Annotated in this window: 12 protein-coding genes; 4 read left to right on the top strand and 8 right to left on the bottom strand. The window is 65.4% G+C overall.

Annotated features, from left to right (window positions below):
• Positions 1 to 304 precede the first annotated feature (304 nt).
• Positions 305 to 613, bottom strand: a complete 309-nt coding sequence (locus Pla123a_RS24555; RefSeq protein WP_197527835.1) for a hypothetical protein — start codon at positions 611 to 613, stop codon at positions 305 to 307.
• Between the two features lie 12 nt (positions 614 to 625).
• On the opposite strand from Pla123a_RS24555, the gene Pla123a_RS09685 reads away from it, so the two are divergent.
• Together Pla123a_RS09685 and Pla123a_RS25265 are read left to right on the top strand one after the other, a co-directional pair.
• Complete coding sequence (locus Pla123a_RS09685; protein ID WP_146586321.1) at positions 626 to 2,434, top strand: Hint domain-containing protein; 1,809 nt, start codon at positions 626 to 628, stop codon at positions 2,432 to 2,434.
• A 19-nt stretch (positions 2,435 to 2,453) separates the two neighbouring features.
• Positions 2,454 to 3,029 (top strand): SMI1/KNR4 family protein, encoded by a 576-nt coding sequence (locus tag Pla123a_RS25265; RefSeq protein WP_197527834.1) that lies wholly within the window; start codon positions 2,454 to 2,456, stop codon positions 3,027 to 3,029.
• Between the two features lie 599 nt (positions 3,030 to 3,628).
• Here the strand turns inward: Pla123a_RS25265 and Pla123a_RS09675 are convergent.
• The 7 genes from Pla123a_RS09675 to Pla123a_RS09645 all read right to left on the bottom strand — a co-directional run bounded on the left by Pla123a_RS09675 (position 3,629) and on the right by Pla123a_RS09645 (position 15,287).
• Positions 3,629 to 4,648: an integrase core domain-containing protein gene (locus Pla123a_RS09675; RefSeq protein ID WP_146586319.1), complete on the bottom strand. Its 1,020-nt coding sequence runs from the start codon at positions 4,646 to 4,648 to the stop codon at positions 3,629 to 3,631.
• A 6-nt stretch (positions 4,649 to 4,654) separates the two neighbouring features.
• A complete protein-coding gene (locus tag Pla123a_RS09670) occupies positions 4,655 to 5,155 on the bottom strand; it encodes a GNAT family N-acetyltransferase (protein ID WP_146586317.1) in 501 nt (166 codons plus the stop codon).
• Entirely contained in the window at positions 5,152 to 5,436 is a 285-nt protein-coding gene (locus tag Pla123a_RS09665) for a type II toxin-antitoxin system TacA family antitoxin (RefSeq protein ID WP_197527833.1), read from the bottom strand. Before Pla123a_RS09665 ends, Pla123a_RS09670 begins: the two co-directional genes overlap by 4 nt.
• A gap of 358 nt (positions 5,437 to 5,794) precedes the next feature.
• A complete protein-coding gene (locus Pla123a_RS09660) occupies positions 5,795 to 9,940 on the bottom strand; it encodes a sulfatase-like hydrolase/transferase (RefSeq protein ID WP_146586315.1) in 4,146 nt (1,381 codons plus the stop codon).
• Positions 9,941 to 10,015: 75 nt separating this feature from the next.
• Complete coding sequence (locus tag Pla123a_RS09655) at positions 10,016 to 10,843, bottom strand: PEP-CTERM sorting domain-containing protein (RefSeq protein WP_146586313.1); 828 nt, start codon at positions 10,841 to 10,843, stop codon at positions 10,016 to 10,018.
• Between the two features lie 62 nt (positions 10,844 to 10,905).
• Entirely contained in the window at positions 10,906 to 14,103 is a 3,198-nt protein-coding gene (locus Pla123a_RS09650; protein WP_146586312.1) for a beta strand repeat-containing protein, read from the bottom strand.
• A 125-nt stretch (positions 14,104 to 14,228) separates the two neighbouring features.
• Positions 14,229 to 15,287: a DUF1559 domain-containing protein gene (locus tag Pla123a_RS09645; protein ID WP_146586840.1), complete on the bottom strand. Its 1,059-nt coding sequence runs from the start codon at positions 15,285 to 15,287 to the stop codon at positions 14,229 to 14,231.
• Between the two features lie 472 nt (positions 15,288 to 15,759).
• Between Pla123a_RS09645 and Pla123a_RS09640 the strand changes: the two genes are divergently transcribed.
• Complete coding sequence (locus tag Pla123a_RS09640; protein ID WP_146586310.1) at positions 15,760 to 16,323, top strand: sigma-70 family RNA polymerase sigma factor; 564 nt, start codon at positions 15,760 to 15,762, stop codon at positions 16,321 to 16,323.
• Between the two features lie 44 nt (positions 16,324 to 16,367).
• Positions 16,368 to 18,050: a LamG-like jellyroll fold domain-containing protein gene (locus Pla123a_RS09635; RefSeq protein WP_146586308.1), complete on the top strand. Its 1,683-nt coding sequence runs from the start codon at positions 16,368 to 16,370 to the stop codon at positions 18,048 to 18,050.
• Positions 18,051 to 18,140 lie beyond the last annotated feature (90 nt).

The raw sequence follows: 18,140 nt of genomic DNA, 5'->3' as shown, positions 1-18,140 counted from the left end.
ACCCGTTCTGGAGCAAGGCCGAGCAGGACTTCGTCCGCGCCGACCAGCTAAGCCCGGGCGACGAGGTCCGCACGCTAGACGGCACGGCGTGCGTGCTCAGCCTGGCCCCCAGAGGCCCTGTCCCTCCCGAAAACTCAATCCGGCAAGCTGGACAAGGCAAAACGGAGTGATTGTGGAGTAAAGAGATCTGCAAAGCACACGACTGCCGGTCGTCTGAAAGCCCGTCAACGACCTCGATTGACGCAGCGTTTTCTTTCGGCGCACACGTTGAGCCAGCCCCCGCAGCGGGCAGCAGAAAAGAGTCTCAGGCCGCGCGGCGTGAGTAGCTGTGGTGCAGTCCGCCGAGCACCGGAGTGGCCACGACCGGGCCAAGCTCGGGTGGCTCCTTGTTGCGGCTCGCGGGCGCGTCGCCATCGAGACCTTGGTGCGCACGGCGCTCGTTGTAGTAAGCGAAGAACTCTTTGAAGCAGAAAACGGTTCCTGACACCTTTATTACCCCCAGAAAGCCAAGTACACGATCACCACGGCCACTAGCAACCAGGAGAAGGGAGACGAGCTGCGCAGGCAACACGACGAGACGTGGAGCAACGGAGATCTCAAGGAGATTGTCCACAATGTCGGCGTCTTGCGGGCGGGCGACTCCAAGACCGTCTCAGGTTCCTACGATACGGCGTCAGACACTGATAAGAGCAAAACAACGGAAGAAAAACATTGGTCTATCGATACGGATAGTTTCAAGAACATCGAATACAAAACCGGGCTCGACGACGAAGACAATCCATTTTCTTACTACGAAAGCTCAGACACCTTGACGGTTAAGACCATCGGTACGCCACCGAATAGCGGCGAGAAGGTCACGCCATACCGTGAAGTCATCTCGGGCAAGACCGATCACCCCAACCCCACCAGCATCGCCGATAACAGCCACCCGTACAACACTGAAGGGACCTACTTCGAGGTCGATGAGGTCGATCCCGCCACCGTCGCCAAGGAGCCGATCAGTTGGGAGTCGATCACGGGGGGAATTGAGAACCCCGGCTACTTCTCCCAAGTGGGCAACATCCTCAAGGCCGAAGTGCTGTTCGCGATCGACACGCTGTCTTTTGGTTACGCCGAAACCAGCGACGACGCGAGCGCCGCCCTCGACCAGGCCGGCATCCGCGACGCGGACCTGCGGGCGTTGCCGGAGGCGGCCGGCCGCTCGTTCGGCGCGGTCGCGCAGGGGGGCGCGGCGGGCAAGCTGATCGGCGGCGCCGCGAAGGTCGTCCAACGGGCGCCGAAGGCGATCACCTCGCTCGTCTCCAACCCGGCCGCCCAGCGGGCCGCGGGCCTGGCCGGCGAGGTGCTCGACAAGTCCGATCAGGCACAGTCGGCGCTCGATCTGGCTCGGTCGGCCTACCAGGGCGATATAGCTGGCGTGATCGAGAGCGCCGCCGACCTGGCGACCGGCCGCGCGGCCGATGGGCCCCGCAGCCACGCCGACGACGTGCCCAACGCAGAGAAGCTGCGGCGGGCGAATGATGAGATCAACGTCATTCAACCCGATGGCTACTGCTTCACGTCCGACACGCCGGTCGCGACCCCGAAGGGGCTGCGGCCGATCGGCGAGCTGCGCAAGGGCGACTTCGTGCTGGCGTTCGACCACGCCAGCGGGACGTGGTCGCCGCGGCGCGTGGAAGGCGTTCACGACAACGTGTACGAGGACTCGCTGGTCACGGTCACCACGACCGGCGGCGACTCGTTCCGCGCCACGGTGCACCACCCCGTTTGGGTGCTGAACGGCCGCGAACTAGAGGCGCGGCCGACCCCAGCCGAACTGAATGACCGCGAAGACCAGGGCCAGAGCCTGCCCGGCCGCTGGGTCAACTCCCACGACCTCCGCCCCGGCGACGTGCTGATCGACCGCCACGGTCAGCAGCAGTACGTGAGGCGGATCGAGCAAGAGTTCGTCACCAACACGCCGGTGTTCAACCTGACTGTCGAGCAGGATCATACCTACGCGGTTGGCAACGTCGGGCTGCTTGTGCATAATAGCTGTGCGGACCCGCAGAAGGCGTCGGCTGAGGTTGTTGCCCCAAAGGCGTCACCTGAACTAGCAAGGGAAATCGCCGATGTAGAGAAACCGCCCCTCAACGATCGGCGAACGGTAGCGATAACAGAGACGCGGGAAGGGGTCACCTTGGTGTCTGGTGGTGCGAGCGACCTATCTGAAGCCCAGAAAAGGCTAGCTAGAGAGAGGGGGCTCACACCTACAAATGACCTTCCTCGTGCAGATGCCGAGATCACGATGCTTGATCATGCTGGGCGAAACGGTTTAACGCCAACAAATGGGGTGACAACGAATGACATTTGCCCAACTTGCGCTGGCGATATTGAAGGGCTTGGTGGAGTTCTAACTGGACCAAGATCTTTTAGTTTTCCACTCGACCTTTGACAAAGATGAGGCCAACTCAGTGGATGAAGAGTTTCTAGTTTCTCAACTCTTGGTTAGGGCAAATGATGCCGAACATAGGCATGATTTCTCGCACAGGATCAGTTCAAGTCTGCCTCCACCAGCAAGTGCTGAGGAAATCGCGAGCGCTGAAGTCGCGTTGTCATTAAACATCCCCAGGCTTCTTAAGGCACTGTTAACCCAGATTGCCAACGGAGGATTCGGGCCGGGGTACGGACTGCTAGGTACTACCAATGGTCATAGCGACAGTGATGGCCGAACTCTACTCGAGTTACGCAACTTCCTTCGCTCTGCGGTCGAATCCACCGGCAGCGAGTGGAATCCCAACTTGCTTCCGATTTGCGGTTGGGGTTCCTCCGTGTGGTCTTGCGTAGACTGCTCTACCACTGTGAACAGCATTTTCACTCTAGATGAAGATGGGTTCACCCAAACCCCGTATGCACTGCATTCTTGGCTTGAAGATTGGTGCAAAGGCGTACGACTCTGGGACACCATGTTCGAGTTTGAAGAGGTAGAAATAATCAATCCATTTACAAGAGAGGTTGCCGTCACACGCAAACGATTGCGCGCGGTCTAACCGTGCCCTGTCCCTCCCGAAAACTCAATTCGAAAAGCTGGGCAAGTCGGAGCGGAGTGATTTTGGAGGAAGCGCCAGGGCAACACACACTACCTGTCCCTCCCGAAAACTCAATCCGGGAAGCTGGGCAAGGCGGAGCGGGGGGATTTAGGAGGATGTGCCCGAACGAAGCATGCGGCTGCCGTTCGCTAGAAAGCACGCCAGCGGCCTATTGTGACGCGTTTTTTGAAGGCGGCGCGCAGGTTGAGACAGCCCGTGTAGCGGGCGGCGGGGAAAAGAGCGTCACGCCGCTTGGCGTGAGTACGTGTGATGGAGCCCGCCGAGCACTGACGTGGCGACGACGGGGCCAAGCTCGGGCGGCTCTTTGTTGCGGCCCGCGGGCGCGTCGCCATCGAGACCTTGGTGCGCACGGCTGTCCCTCCCGAAAACTCAGAATGGCGGTCTGGGTAATGCCCGGCGGAGGGGATCCCGGTGCTTGAGCCGGTAACAGGCGGAGGCGGGGAGTCAACACAGACTGCGCCAACAGCCGAATCCCACACAGATTTCACGCTCGGCGCAGACGCCAAGACAGGCCGGGTGAAGTGGCCGCGAGCAGATGTTCACGCCGCGCGGCGCGAGTAGCAATGGTGCAGCCCGCCAAGAACGGGCGTGGCCACGACGTCGCCAAGCTCTGGCGGCTCTCGCTCGCGCCCCAACGGCGCATCTCCTTCGAGCCCTTGGTGCGCGCGGCTGCCGTTGTAGTAAGCGAAGAATTTCGATAGGACGCGACGCAGATGGTCCTTGCCCAGGACGATGACGTGGTCCAGGCACTCGCGGCGCACCGTGCCGACGAGTCGCTCCACGTAGGCGTTCTGCCAGGGACTGCCAGGCGTCGTGGGGCGGTCTTCGATCCCGAGTGCAGCGATCCGTTGCTGAAACACCTTGCCGTAGATCGCGTCATTGTCGCGTCGGAGATAGCGGGGAGCGGCATCGAACGGAAAGGCCTCGGTCAGCTGCTGGGCGGTCCACCGCGCGGTCGGGTTGGTCGTGACATTAAAATGCAGCACCCGCCGGCGGTCGTGCGAGAGGATCACGAAACAGTACAGCATCCGAAACGTGGCCGTGGGAACGACAAAGAAGTCGCACGCGGCGATCTCTTGCGAGTGGTTGGCGAGGAACGTCTTCCAGCCGGGCGAGGGATTCCCACGACGCCGCACCATGTACCGGGCGACGGTCGACTCGGCGATCTCGTAGCCCAAGAGCCGCAACTCGGCCCGGATCCGCGGCGCTCCCCACAGCGGGTTCTCTCGGGACATTCGTCGGATCAACGCCCGGAGTTCGGCGTCAATCAGTGGCCGTCCCTGCCGTCGTGACTTCCACCGCCAGAGAATCCGAAACCCCTGACGATGCCAGCGGCACACGGTGTCGGGCTGCACGATCACGAGCGATGACTTCCAGCCGCTCCAGAACTGCTTGAGCAGTACCCAGAACAGCCGGTCGGCTCCAGCGATCCTTGGCCGGCCTCGCTTCCGCTGGTAGCAAACCAGTTGCTGCCGCAATGCGGCGTTCTCAGCCACCAGACAAGCCCGCGGGACCAACGCCGCTCGGAAGAGCCAGTAGAACGCCTGAACGAAGATCATAGAAAGCTACGGGAGGTTAGCCAAACCGCTCGCCACCGGAAGAAAGAGAACCCGCGGCGCCGACTCGAAGCGAGTGAAGCCGTGGTGTTCATAGAACGTGGCGGCCGCTTCGTCTTTGGCGTCGACGATGACGGCGTACACTCCCACGTCAGTGGAAGCGGCCCGCTGGATCGCATCGACGAGCAAGACGCCGCCGAGCTTTTTCCCTTGGTAGCGCTGATCAACCGCCAAGCGACCGATCCGCACGACCGGGACGCTCGGGTAGCGCGGCAACTTCTTCGCCGTCGCTTGAGGAAGGTCGCCCAGCAGCACACTGCCGGCGGCAAGCGTGTAGTAGCCGGCCACCTCGCTTGTCGCGGCATCGACCAGCAAGTAGCAGGCTGCAAAGCGGCGGCGTTCGTCTTGCCCCGCTTGCTTATGGAGGTAGTCGTTGAGCGGGGGGATGCCGCAGTCGAAGCCGCTGCGATCTTGCTTGGCGAGCCGCTCGATGCGGAAGGGCTTCGTCACGACGGCTCAATCAAGTCCGAGTGCCGTTTCGCGGCCCGCTTCATAGCGGCCGTCGGCTTCTTCGGCTTGGCGAGCTGGGCGGCGAACTGTTTCTGGTCGGCGAGCGATAGCCGCAACACATCGTGGTCCGCGATTGCCCGTTCGGCTGCTTCCCGGGCCGAGCAGACAACGAAGTCCGACAGCGACCGTCCCTGCAGGTCGGCCGCTTGGCGCAAGAGCCCGAGCACCGACTCGGGGAGCCGGGCTTCGAGGCGGGCGGTTTTGGTTTCGGGTTGGAACATGGTTTCAATCTCCTCACTGCAAGTGTACGGCACGATACCGTACATGGTCAAGGAAAACCGTTGTTCCTCGGGAGAACTGGATCCGCGAAGGTGGGCAAGCCTCAGCGGAGCGGCTGTTGGAGGAAGAGGTTTGTCGATTGTCGCCTTCGCCTGCGGGATGGCCAAGCTACTGCGATTCCTCGTCAATCTGATCTCGTATAAGCTCCTTCAACGCCATGACTTGCGATGCCGTGAGGTCGACGAGCTTGCTCAGAAAAAGTTCAACTGGCGTCCAGTTGCCCCGATTTCTATTCTCCGGCTGTTCGCGGACAATTCGTTGCCATTCTGGCCGCGCCCATCTGTTTTCGTAGCCTGCGGCTCAGCTTTTCCGGACGGATCGCGAACAGGCGACGATCGCTGGCAGAATTAGCCAGGCGGCGGAAGGCTCCGGCACGGCGCCGGAATCGCCCTGGCTGTTGGCTAGCGACTGGCCGTAGTTGGCCCGCCACGCTTCGAGGTCGGCGGTTCCGATGGGTGCGCCCTCAAGGCCCGTGGCTCGGTTGACCAGGGCGTTGGGGCCGCCGCTGCGGTTGTCGCGCCAGAGGGTGTAGTCGGCGGCGTCGACGACGCCGTCGCTGTTGTAGTCGCCGACCAGGCCCGAGGTGAGCGTCAGCACGGCGTCGTTCCCATCGCCGCCGAGGTAAGAGAGGGTCACCACGCCGTTGTAGCCGGTGCCGATGATCTGCTCGCCTTCCTCGATCAGGTCTCCCGATTCGGCCGCCTCGAAGTAGCCGGCGATCGCGTGGCCGGTGAGGTTGTCGATGAGCGTGAGGGTGTGGGCGCCTGTCAGCGCGGAGAGGTCGAGCTCGAGCGCCGAGCCATCGCCCCGCAGGTCGCCGCCGCCGTTGGCGCCGGTGTTCGCGGCCAGCTCGCTCGGGCTTTGCAGCTGAACGTCGTCCGCGGAGCCGGAACCGGTGACTACCAGCGCCGTCACGCCTTCGGCATCGGCTTCCCAGCGGAGTGCCTCTGTCGCTCCCTGGCCCGCGTTCTCTAGGCGTCTGGTGCGGAAAGAGGCGTTGGCGCCGAGGAACTCGAGCCGCCCCGAAGTGCCCGTGGCGCCGTCAGCCAGGGCGACCGTGCCGTTGTGCACGACCGACGCGTCGCCGGACACTCGCATGGCGCCGCTGCCTCCGTTGGAGCCGACGAACACCGTGGCCGCGCCGTCGGCGCCGGTGATCAACTCGCCGCTGCTGATCTCGTAGACGCCGCTGGCGCCGACCCCCTCGCCGATGCTGAAGCGGCCGTCGCTCCGAAAGCGGCCGCCTTGCTGATGGACGGCGCCGCTGCTGCCGGCGTTGAGGCCGATGAACACGGGCGCGTCGTTGCCGGCGAGCAGGACCTCGCCGTCGGCCTCAATAGCGAGGGTCCCCGAGCCGCCGTCGTAGCCGATGTAGAGGTCGTCGCGTGTGCCGACAAACGCCGGCCCAGCGGCGCCTGCGCCGTCGCCGACTTCTAGCAGGCCGGTAGCTCCCGCGTAGCCGACCCGCAGGTGCCGCAGCTGGGGCCCATTGGCGCCGCCGCCGGGCAGCAGCTGGCCGTTCTCGAGGCGGTAGACGCCGTTGCTGCCGGCGCCGTTGCCGATTGCGAGGAACTTGAGGCTGCCGGCGACGTGGCCGGCCGACACGACTCCGTTGGTTTGCTCGAACACGCCGTCGCCCCCCTGGCCGACGCGCAGCCGGCCCTCGACATTGAGCGTGCCGGTGCTCTCCCAACGCAGCGTGCCAGCGAATCCATCTTGGCCGATGGTCAGGTCGCCTGTTTCGGGGTCGGCGCCGGGGGCGCTGCCCGAGCCGATTGTCAGATTCACTCCGTCGCGTGCGACGAGCGTCCCGTTGCCGGCCGAGTTGCTGACGATGAGCCCGCTCGTGGCGGTTCCAATCTGCATCTTGTTGATGCGTGGTTCGCCCGGCAGCGTGGTCGACGCGTCGTAGATCGCGGCGCCCCCGTTGCCGAGGTAGAGGTCGCTGCCGGTGGTCGCGAACGGGTGGGTGTTGCTGGCGGCGGGGTTGCCGGCGCCGTCGCCCGAGTTCCAGAACGAGCCGAAGTCTGCCTCGCCGCCGACCCACGCCAGACCGCTCACGTTGAACAGGTCCAGGTTTGTCTGGTAGGCGAAGGGCAGCCCGTACTCGGAGCTGAGGTAGTTGGCGACAAGGTTCATCTGGCCGAGGTCGAGCTGCTCGTTGAACACCAGCAGCTCGGCGAGCTGGCCGGTGTAGTTGTCGGTCGACAGCAGGCCGCCCCCACCGGACCGGCCCGTGCCGAGGATCAGCTCGAGGTCCGAACCGCTGAAGCCGGCGACGCCCGCCGGTGTGGTGCTGCTGCCTGAGAAGGTGTTGGCGGGTAGCGTGCCGTCGACGAACAGCGTCGCCTCGCTGTAGGTTCTTGCCGGGTCGACCTGCCACGCGACGATGTGGAAGTCGTCGGCGTCGAGCGGCGTGTCGTAGAGCGAGGCCCCGTCATTGAACCGGAATCCGGCCCCGCCGTTGCTGGTGGACGTGCCGCTTGTCGAGGCATCCAGGCCGACAATCTGCCCGCCACCGCCGCCGCTGGAGCCCAGCTGGGCGAGCCGCTCTGCCGGGTCGCCGGATCCGTCCCCCTTGGCGACGGCAAACACCGTGACGCCTGCCTCTGGGGAGGGCAGCGAGTTGCTGGTGCTCGACAGCAGGGAGTCGTCGCCATCGAATTGGACGACCGCCTTGCCGTTGAGCGCGCCGATCACAACGGTTGGCTGGGCCGACGCGTTGGATTGGTTGACTGTGCCGTTGAACGAGTCGCCGCCAGCGGCGTCGGACCACGACGAGACCGACGCGCCCGACCCGAGCTCGGCGAGGTCCTCGGCTTTAAGCTGGACAATCGCGTCGACCGCGTCCGGCAGCGTCCGCGACGGGGTCGAGTAGCGGATGGCGAGCGCCTGGGCCGCGAGGCCACTTGTCCGCGACGCCTCGGCGGTGGCCAGGTTGGTGGTCTCGCCCGGGTCTTGAGCGATATTGTAGAGTTCGGGCGACGAGCCGCGGGCGTTGAGGATCAGCTTCCAGTCGCCCGACCGGATCGCGAGCACCTCCTGGCCGCCGGCCCCCGCGCCGCTGGCGTCGGGGTTGTTGTGGCGGTCTTCTGTTCCGCGGTTCATGTTCCAGAACAGCGGCGTGGTGCGGGCCTGAGTGGCCTGTCCGAGCAGGGCGGTGCTCATGTCCTCGCCATCGAACGCGGCGTTGGGCGGCGGGCTGACGCCGGCGATCGCGGTGAGGGTCGGGAACAGGTCGGTCTGCCACATGACGGTCTGGTCGTCGACTCGGTTGGCGGCGACATTGCCGGTCCAGCGAGCGATCAGCGGCTCACGGTAGCCGCCTTCGAACAGGTCCCCTTTGCTCCCCCGCAGCGACGGTCCCGCGGAGCCGATGTTGTTCACATTGACCCCGGTGGCGCCGTTGTCGGCGGTGACGAGGATGAGCGTTTCGTTGCCAAGGCCCTGCTGGTCGACGTAGTCGATGAGCTTGCCAACCTGGGCGTCGGTCGCTTCCAGCACCGCCAGGTAGTTGCGGGACTCTGCCGGGAGATTGGGGTAGAGGGCGTCGTACTTGGCTCTGAGCGCCGGCGGCGGGTCGTGCGGGGTGTGCACCTCGTCGAGCCAGACGTTCATAAAGACCGGCTTGCTCGGGTCGGCCTGCTTCGACTGGCCGAGGAACTCGATCGCCCGGTCGACCATGAAGTTGGCGTTGAATTCTCGCTCGAGGTAGACGATCTGGTCTTGTCCGCCGTTGGTCCCGAGGTTGTCGGTCGCCTGATTCAGCCCGTTGTAGTAGGCGCTCGGACGGGTGCTGACGCCGGCCGCGTCGCCGCCGTAGTCCACGACGTTGACGATCCGGTTGCCGAGCCCCTCGAACTGCGTCCAGGCGACGTCGTACCCGTACTCTACGATCCGCGGCGCCGACAGGTTGGTCGACGGGGTCGGGTTGTCCGCGTAGCCCACGTCACGCCCGCCGCCCAGGTGCCACTTGCCGAAGTGGCCGGTGGCGTAGCCGGCCTGCTGGAAGGCCCCTGCCATGGAGGGCGCCTGCAGCGACAGGTTGTTGGCGTTGTCGCGGTTGAGGTTGCTTGTCGAGTTGTCGAGGAACGAGTTGATGCCCGACCTGGCCGCGTACTGCCCGGTGAACAACGCCGCGCGCGACGGCGAGCAGATCGGCGCCCCCGCGTAGAAGTTGGTGAACCGCGTCCCCTCGGAGGCGAGTCGGTCGATGTTGGGGGTTGAGGAGTACTGGCTGCCGTAGACGCTGAAGTCGCCTGCCCCCATGTCGTCGATGTTGACGACGATTACGTTGGGCGCCGCGGCGCCGGGCTGGGCCGCGCAGCGCAGCGGAGGCACGCTCAGAGCGATCGCGCCGAGCGTCAGGGGAAGGGATCGCCGTGCCGCCACGCGCACGAATTGGAAGATGGTCCGCCGGACGCTCATCGTTGAGGGCCTGTTCAAGGTGTCGATCGGTGAAGCAAGAGCCGCCCTGAACCGATGAGGGTCCAGGGCGGCGGTCTCAGTCAGCCTGCCCGCTTAGTGAGAAACGCTCGCTCGGCGACGCCGGAACGCCGACGCGGCTGCGAACGCTGTGAGCCACAACGCCGAGGGCTCGGGGACGGCAAACGCGGCCCGCAGTCCCGAACCAAAGCCTTGTTGGAAGGTCCGGTTGTTCGGGTCCGAGGCGTAGTCCGCCAGGCTCAGGAAGCCCTCGAGCTGGCCGTTGCCGGCGATCTGGAAGTAGTTGGCCCCGGGGGTGTCGTTCGGTGCGTCCCGGTTGCTGGGCGCGTCCTCATCGGGGTAGTAGAAGTTCAGCAGGTTGCCGCCGTACGGAGCGGCCAGATTGGCCCCCGTATCCGTGAGCAGATCGGCGAGGCTGGCGTACTGGCGGACGTCGCCGTCGGTGTCGTCATCTGCCTCGAGGGTCACGTAGAAGCCGCCGGTCCCGCCGTCGTAGCTGAGGCCGTGGATCGTGCCCGCACCGCCGCCCGCAGCGGCGCCGTTGCCGTTGGTCTTGTCGGCGAAGACGTCGGCGGCCAGCACGGCAGGGGTGGCGTTGGCCAGCCAGTCAGCAATGCCCGACCACTGCACGACGTCGCCGCCCGGGTTCACGCCCAGCACGCCGCCGCCGGGCGCGAAGGTCATCCCCTGGTACTCGCCGTAGCCCGGGATCGTGGCGACCAGCACGCCCGAACCGCCGCCAAAGGAGCCGTCGGTAACGGGGTTGGCGCCGCTGGCGATGCCGGAGAACCGCTTGACCAGGCCGATGTCGTTCACGGCGTAGATTGTCGCCGCCGAGCACTGCGCGGCGAGCGCCGCCGCGAGCACGCCGGCCGCGATGGCTGTCAGACTGGTGGACCTCATGAGGACTCCTCTCAAAGTTGCAGAACTAGAATTAAGGACAAGTTGAGTTGAAAACGCTGCGACTACGAACGGCATCGCGCCAGAGCAGTCGTTGGCCGCCGGGTGAAGCTAGCAAGGGCCACGCCGAACGCTAGTGCGGCGAGCAGCGCGCCGCGCGGCTCGGGCGCAGCGGTCGCCGAAGGCGAACCAGAGGTGCGGCCGTAGTTGTCCCGCCACACCAGGTAGTCCGAGTCGGTGATTCCGCCGCCGTCGCCGTTGTTCATGATGGCCGACTCGTCCGCGTCGCCCTTGTTGTCACGCCACTGCGTGTAGTCGGCGGCGTCTACGACGCCATCGCCGTTGTAGTCGCCGGGCAGGCCGGCCGCGGCTACCAGCGATAGGACAACGTCATTGCCCGTGCCGCCGAGGTAAGAGATGGTAACCTGACCACCGAAGCCGGTGCCGAGGATCGACTCGCCCTCTTCGTACAGGTTCATGGTGGCGCCATTCTCGAAGTACCCGAGGATTGCCTCGGCGCTCTGGTTGTCGATCAGCGTCAGGGACTGACTCCCCGACAACGCCGACAGGTCGAGCGACAACGCGATGCCGTCGCCCATCAGGTCGCCGCTGCCGTCGGTACCGGTGTTGGCCGCCAGCTCGACCGGGTCTTGGATCTGCACGACCTCGGTCTCGGATAGGCCGGTGACGACGATCGGCGTGACGCCGGACGTGTCGGCGACCCAGCGGATCGTCTCGTCGTTGCCGGCGCCGGGGCCGGCCGTGCCGGGCGCGTTCTCGAGCTTGTTGATGGTGAAGCCGGCCTGGCTGCCGGTAATCTCAAGCAGGCCAACCGTGCCCTGACCGCCGGCCTCGGCGATGAACAGGCGGCCCTGCGAGCTGAAGTCGCCCGTGCCGGAGACCCTGAGCGTCCCGGTTCCGCCGCCGCCGCCGATGCGGACGTCGCCGCCGCCGTCATTGGCGGCGAGTACGGAGCCGCCGCTCAGCAGGTACTCGCCGACCGAGTCTTCGCCCTGGCCGATGGTCAGCAGGTTGTCGACTTGCAGCAGCCCGCCCTCCTGATTGACCGAGCCAATTCCGCCGGTTCCGTTGTTGCGGTAGCCGACAAACATCGGCGCGTTTTCGCCAACTAGGCGGAGCACGCCGTCGGCTTGGATCTCAATCGCGCCCGTGCCGCCAGCGGAACCAATCCACAGGTCGTCCTCGCTCTCGAAGACAGCCGTTTCCGCGGCTCCGGCGCCGTCGCCTACGCGTAGTGTGCCGGCGGCGCCGTTGTGGCCGACGCGGAACTGGCGGAGCGGCGCCCCGGCGCCCTGCCCATCGGGGTACAGGGCTCCGCCGTAGAGGTTGTAGGTCCCCTGGCTGCCGGTTCCGTCGCCGATGCCCAAGTACTTGCCTCCGCCGCCAGTGGTTCCGCCCTGGACGACGCCGGCGGTTTGATTGACCACGCCGGTCCCGCCGTCACGCCCTACCCGAAACTGCCCCTGGGCGTCGAGCGTGCCGGCGCTGTTCCAGTTCACGGTTCCCGTGAAGCCCTGTTCGCCTACGGTGAAGAAGCCCTCGGCGCCTGCGGCGGCGGAGTCGTCCACGGTGAGGTTCTGCGAACCATTGACCGTGAGGGTCCCGTTGCCGTTGCGTCCCGCCACGACCGCGCCGGCCTTGTTGGTGCCAACGAACACGTTGTTCACTGTGGTCCCCGCCGAGGTGTTCGACGCGCCGTCGAACGTCGCGTGGCCGTTGTTGCCGAGGTACAGATTTTGCAGACCCGAGAACGGGTCGACCCCCGTCGCGGCGACGCCGAACGAGCCGTCGCCGGAAGCCCAGCCAGAGTCGAAGTTCGCTGCTCCGGCGTTCCAGACCAGGCCGTTGGTGCTGCTGCTCGGCAGCGAGCTCTGCAGCACAACATCGTTCCCGTTGCCGCCGAACAGGTTCAGGTAGAAGTCGGCCCCGCCGGCGTTCTGGCCGACAACCTGGCCCTGAGTGTAGTTCCCGAACGTACCGGTCAGCGAAGCCGAGGGGTCGAGCTGGTCGAACAACACGATGTCCGCCAGCGACGCGTAGCTGCCGAGCCCCGAGATGTTCAGCGTGGGGCTGCTGAGCGTCATCGAGTTCCCGGCGTCGACATCGCCGGCGGTGTTGGTGTTGCCCTCCACGTTGATGGTGGTGGCCCCGCCCGCGTCGAGGTTGAAGTTCAGCTCCACCGACTGGAAGGCCTCAAAGGCCCGCACGTTCACCGAGCCTGCAGAGCCGTTGAGTGTGTAGGCCGCCTGGCCGGTGTTGAAGCCGAGGCTCATGAGGCCGTCGGTCGCCACGCTGCCGCCCGTCTGCACGATCGAACCGGTCGAGCCGCCCTGGTTTCCGATCTGGATCCGCGAGGAGCTGGCCAGCCCCGGGGCGTAGTTAACGGTCAAGGCGCCGTCGCTAAACAGGTTGAGGACGCCCGTGCCGCCCGCGCCGCCGATTGTTACGTTGCCCCACGTTTCCATCGAGGCGGAGCCCGCGGAACCGCTGCCGTCGCCGAGATTGAACACGCCCGAAGAGGATCCGCCTTCGACGCCGATGCCGACCGTGACGGTCTTTTCCAGCCCGCCATCGCCGCCGTCGGAAGAGCCGATCTGCAGGCTGCCTGCATTCAGGTAGTAGGTTCCGGTCCCGCCGCCGCTGCCGACGCGGGTGGGGTCCGCGGGGCCGGAAACGGCTGAGATCTCTACCGCTCCGCCGTTCTGATTGAAGACGCCGACCCCGCCCTGGCCGACACGCAGTTGGTTGTTGGCGGCCAGGGTTTCACTTGAATTCCAGTTGACCGTTCCCGAGATTCCGCTGGCGCCGCCGACGATAAGGTTGCCAGATCCTACGCCGTCGTTGAACAGCAGGAGGTCGACGCCGTCGACGGTCAGGGTTCCGTCTCCCCGGTGGTCGGCGCCCCCCGCAACGCCCGAAAGGTCGGCGGCGCCGGCGAGCGTGCCGACCCGCAATTCGTAGAAAGAGTTGTCCGAGTAGGGGCCCTGGCCGGCCGAGCTGAGGGTAACCTCCCCGCCGCCGCCGATGAGCACGACGTTCTCACCGCCTACGCCGCCCGGTACACCGATGTGATTGAACGGGTTGTCGGTCGTGGCGACCACCCCGGCGTTGTCGTACGACCAGGTCTGGCTGCCGACAAATGCGCCGGTCCCATTGTTCCAGACAAGCGTGTCGGCATTGACGGCGGCGGCGCACGTTAGGGCCAGCGATAGCGAGAAGAGCTTCGCGACTTTGCTATGCATGAGATGAGTTCCTGTGTTGCTGATCTGGCGCCGGCGAATCGACTGACTAAGTCAAAAACACGACGGCACATTGAGTGACAAGTGAGAACGCGCCGCTGGGGTTCTCAGGCGGCCCGGTGCTCGCGTTACTGCTCGCTCGGGATCTCCTCGCCCGCGCGGCTGGCCAGCGCCCGCCACACGGGCAGGTCGATCGCCTGGCTGACGAAGTGCACCGAGGCGTCACAGCGCACGACGTTGATCCCCCCGGTGTGGTTGCTACGCCCGCCGAGGGTGTAGGCGTCGGCCGCGTTGCCGCGGTCGCAGTGCAGCCCGAGATCAGGCCGGTCGATGCAGAAGCCGCGGTCCTTGCCGCAGCCGGTCTTCGGGTCGACCGTCACCGACCCGCCGCCGCGTCCGCCGCCAGCCTGCTGACAAGGCGTGCTATTGGGAGACAGGAGCGTTGAGATCTGGTGCGTCGCGGACCCCGGGATCCAGAGCCGGCCGCGGCGATCGATGCCGGCGACCCCTTCGTCGGGGCCTCCTGTGGGCGCCGCGATAATCTCAATCAGCAGCAGCGTGTTGCTGACGCCGTCGGTCAGGCGTTGCAGCTTGATAGTCTTGGCTGGCTCGAAGGGGCCTGGCCTGCCGGGCTGGTTTGAGAGGGACGTAAAGTCCCAGACGGCGCGGGACTGGTCGAAGTAGCCGGTCCCCCAGTTGATCCCGTAGTTCCCCTTGTAGTCGTAGGCGGTGTCGCCGACCCCGGCGTTGGCGGCGTCGAACCCCTGGGCGAAGAGCACCTGCACTGGTTCGTCCGACGGGCACAGCATCGAGGGGTCGGGGTTGCTGAAGACATTGCGGAGCTGCTTCCGCGGCTGCACGTTGGGGTCGTACAGGTCGGCTAGCACCGAGGCCTCGATATACGGCAGGATGTGGATGTAGTAGGTGCTGCCATCGAGGCCCCCCGCGGGCGCTGGCGGCAGGGTGCCCCGCGCGCTCTCGTAGTTCTGTGTGGCGATTCCCAGCTGGCGAAGCTTGTTCTGGCACGAGTTACGCCTTGCCGCCTCGCGGGCCGCCTGCACCGCGGGCAGCAGCAGGGCGATCAAGACTCCGATAATCGCAATCACGACCAGCAACTCGACCAACGTGAAGCCGGGCCGTCGGCGGCGGTGTCCCACGGCCGTTTGCCTTGGTGGGTTGGGTTCCATCGACGAGTCCTGTCTACGGTGTGCGGCTGGCCGCGGCGGTAGCGTACGAAACGCGAGGAGCACGGCGGCGAACACGGTAACGTGTTGGCAGAGCGGACGTTCCGACGACCGCTCGGGCGACGACGAGTCTTGCGATGAGTTAGGGAGGCCATGAGCAGGGCCCCGCACCCTCTAAGTTGCCGCTGGTCCTTGCAGGTTGCGCCGAAAACAGAAAAATTTCCAATCCCGAGTTTTCACCTACTTCGTTTGAAACCAAACGGCGCCAGCGGCAACTTAGTAAAGAGGGAAGGCAGGTTAGTGCGACTCGTTCTGCCCTCAACGAAGAACCGCTGGACATTGCGCAGGCGATGGCTCCAAGCCGACCAGCGGCAGGTCGTACCGGTGTTCGGAAGCTCCCAGCCAGGGCTTCTTTGCCGCGTAGACATTCGCAATCTCGTACGCGAACTCCTCAACTCACTGCATTCAACGGGCGATGGAAAACCCAGACAAGCTTGCGTCGCATGGCTCAGATCCACCGGATCGGCCCGAGAGCGAACTCGGGCTCGCTGCGCTTTGGGAGAACGCCAGGCACGCGGTCTTCGCCCAACTGATTGCGTCGGTGGGCTCGATCCACGACGCCGAGGACCTGTTGCAGGAAGTAGCGGTGGCGGTCGCCAAGAACTACCACAAGCACGATCAGGGCCGGCCGTTTGTCGCGTGGGCATTGGGCATCGCCCGCAACCAGGCTTTGATGTACTTCCGCAAACAGCGGCGGGACCGACTGGCATTCGGCGAAGACATGATGCGGGTTGTCGCCACTCACCTTGAGGCGACGCCCACTATCGGCGACGACCGTCGCCGGGACGCTCTGCACGAGTGCCTGGCGGCGATGTCGGGCGAGCGGCGGTCGCTGCTGTCCATGCGGTACGGGCGGGACATGAACCTGACCGAGATTGCGAGGTCGCTCGGGAAGTCCGTTCCCGCGATCAAAGGTAAGTTATTCAGGGTCCGCAAAATCCTCGGCGACTGCGTGCACCACCGTCTGGCGGCAAGGTAGCCAACCGACCCGGATCCGAGCCCGCAGAAACAAACAACAACTCAATGTCGATACCTGAACACATCTTTGGTCATCTGGAAGACTACGCCGATGGTGCGCTCAGCCAGGACGGGCTCGAGGAGGTGCAGGCGTGGTTCCATGAGTCCGAAGAGAACCAGCGGCTGTTTGCCGAATGGTTTGTCGCCCAGGCCGAACTGCGTGACGCCGAGCGTCTTGCCGACGCCCGGGAGGTCTTCCCGGACTCGCGCCTGCAGCAATCGACCTACCCGTCTAGGCAAGCCCACCCCCAGATTGGCGACTGGCGGTGGGCGTCCCTTGCAGCGGGCCTGCTGCTGGCCATTGGGATAGCCGCCTGGTTTTCTGGAGCGGAGCGACAGCCGCAAGCAATCGCCAACGCCCGTCAGGCCGCCGAAGAAACTGCTTCTGAAGGGGCGGTGACGAGCGTCGCCTACGTCGGCCGAGCAATCGGCGGCGTCTGGAAGGACGCGTCATTGCGAGAGGGAACCCCGCTCGCGCCGGGAACGCACCTGAGACTCGAGAGTGGCCGCGCCGAGCTCGTGTTCGGTTCGGGCGCCCAGGTCACTGTCCGTGGTCCTTGCGAACTGGCTATCGAAACCGATTCTTCGTTTGGTCTGCTCGTGGGTGACGTTTCGGTAGAAGCCACGTTCGGGTTCAAGGTGACCACGCCGAGCGGCGTCGTGATCGACCTCGGCACCGCATTCGGAGTGTCGGTCGACAACGAGGGGGGCTCCGAGGTCCACGTCTTCGAGGGTGAGGTCGCCTTCCAGCCTGCGAACAGCGACCGGCAGAAAACCAAGTCGATCGTGCTCTCGAAGGACCAGGCCTGCCGCTACTCGGTCGCCGGCGTCACCCTCGATCAGTTCCAGGCCAACGAGGCGAAGTTCGCCTGGCGCCGGCGCCAGCTGCTGGGCAGCAGCGACGTCCCAGCGCTGCCGGTGCGGGACGAGTTGGTGCTGTGGCTGGCGGCCGACCGGTTCGTGGAAACGGATCCGCAGGGCAGGGTGGAGTGCTGGCGAGACCTCGTGATCGACGCCAACACCTACCCCGACGACGCCCTGCAGCCGGCGCCGCAGTACCGGCCGCTGCTGACGGCCAACGGCCTCAACGGCCGGCCGTCGATACGCTTCGGCGAGCCGGGGTGCTTCCTGCTGACACCGCCGCTCTACACGACCGACGAGCAGACGGCGGTGGTCGTTTGCAGCCTGAACGCGACTAGCCCGGCGTTCCAGCAGATTCTCAACTACAACGGCCCGCCCCAACGCCAGGTCGGCCCGCTCGGCGGAGCCATCACCCCGTCGGTATTTCAGATCTTCCTCGACGACGAAAACCGAGACGGGCGTTTCTCGGCTAAGGGTCACCTGTTCGCGGGCCTGACCGAGGGACGCCGTGAAACTGTTTTCGCCGAGGTGATTGCTCGCGACCGCGTCGACAAGGGGCGGCCGCTGGTGATCGCCTTCCGCCACAGCCTGAAAGAACGGCAGATGGCCCTCTTCATCGACGGGGCTCAAGAGGCAGAATCTCCGTCCGATCAGCCGATCGCGATCACCTCACGGAAGCTGATTGGCCGCCACCCGATTTTTGATAGCGAGGTTGGCGTGTTCGAGGGCGACATTGGCGAGCTGCTCATCTACAACCGCGCACTGACCGACGACGAGATCGCCAGCGTGTCGCAGTATCTTGGCCGCCGGTATGACCTCCCCAAATAACGGCTGCCTTGCGGTCTCAATACCAGGCGATCCAGCCAGGCGAGGCTCCCGCGACGGTTGGCGAGCCAACTGAACCACGCCTGCAGCGTG

The organism is Posidoniimonas polymericola (assembly GCF_007859935.1).
GTDB classification, from domain to species: Bacteria; Planctomycetota; Planctomycetia; order Pirellulales; family Lacipirellulaceae; genus Posidoniimonas; species Posidoniimonas polymericola.
The sequence above is the reverse complement of the archived record's forward strand: the minus strand, read 5'-3'. Positions and strand labels throughout refer to the sequence as shown.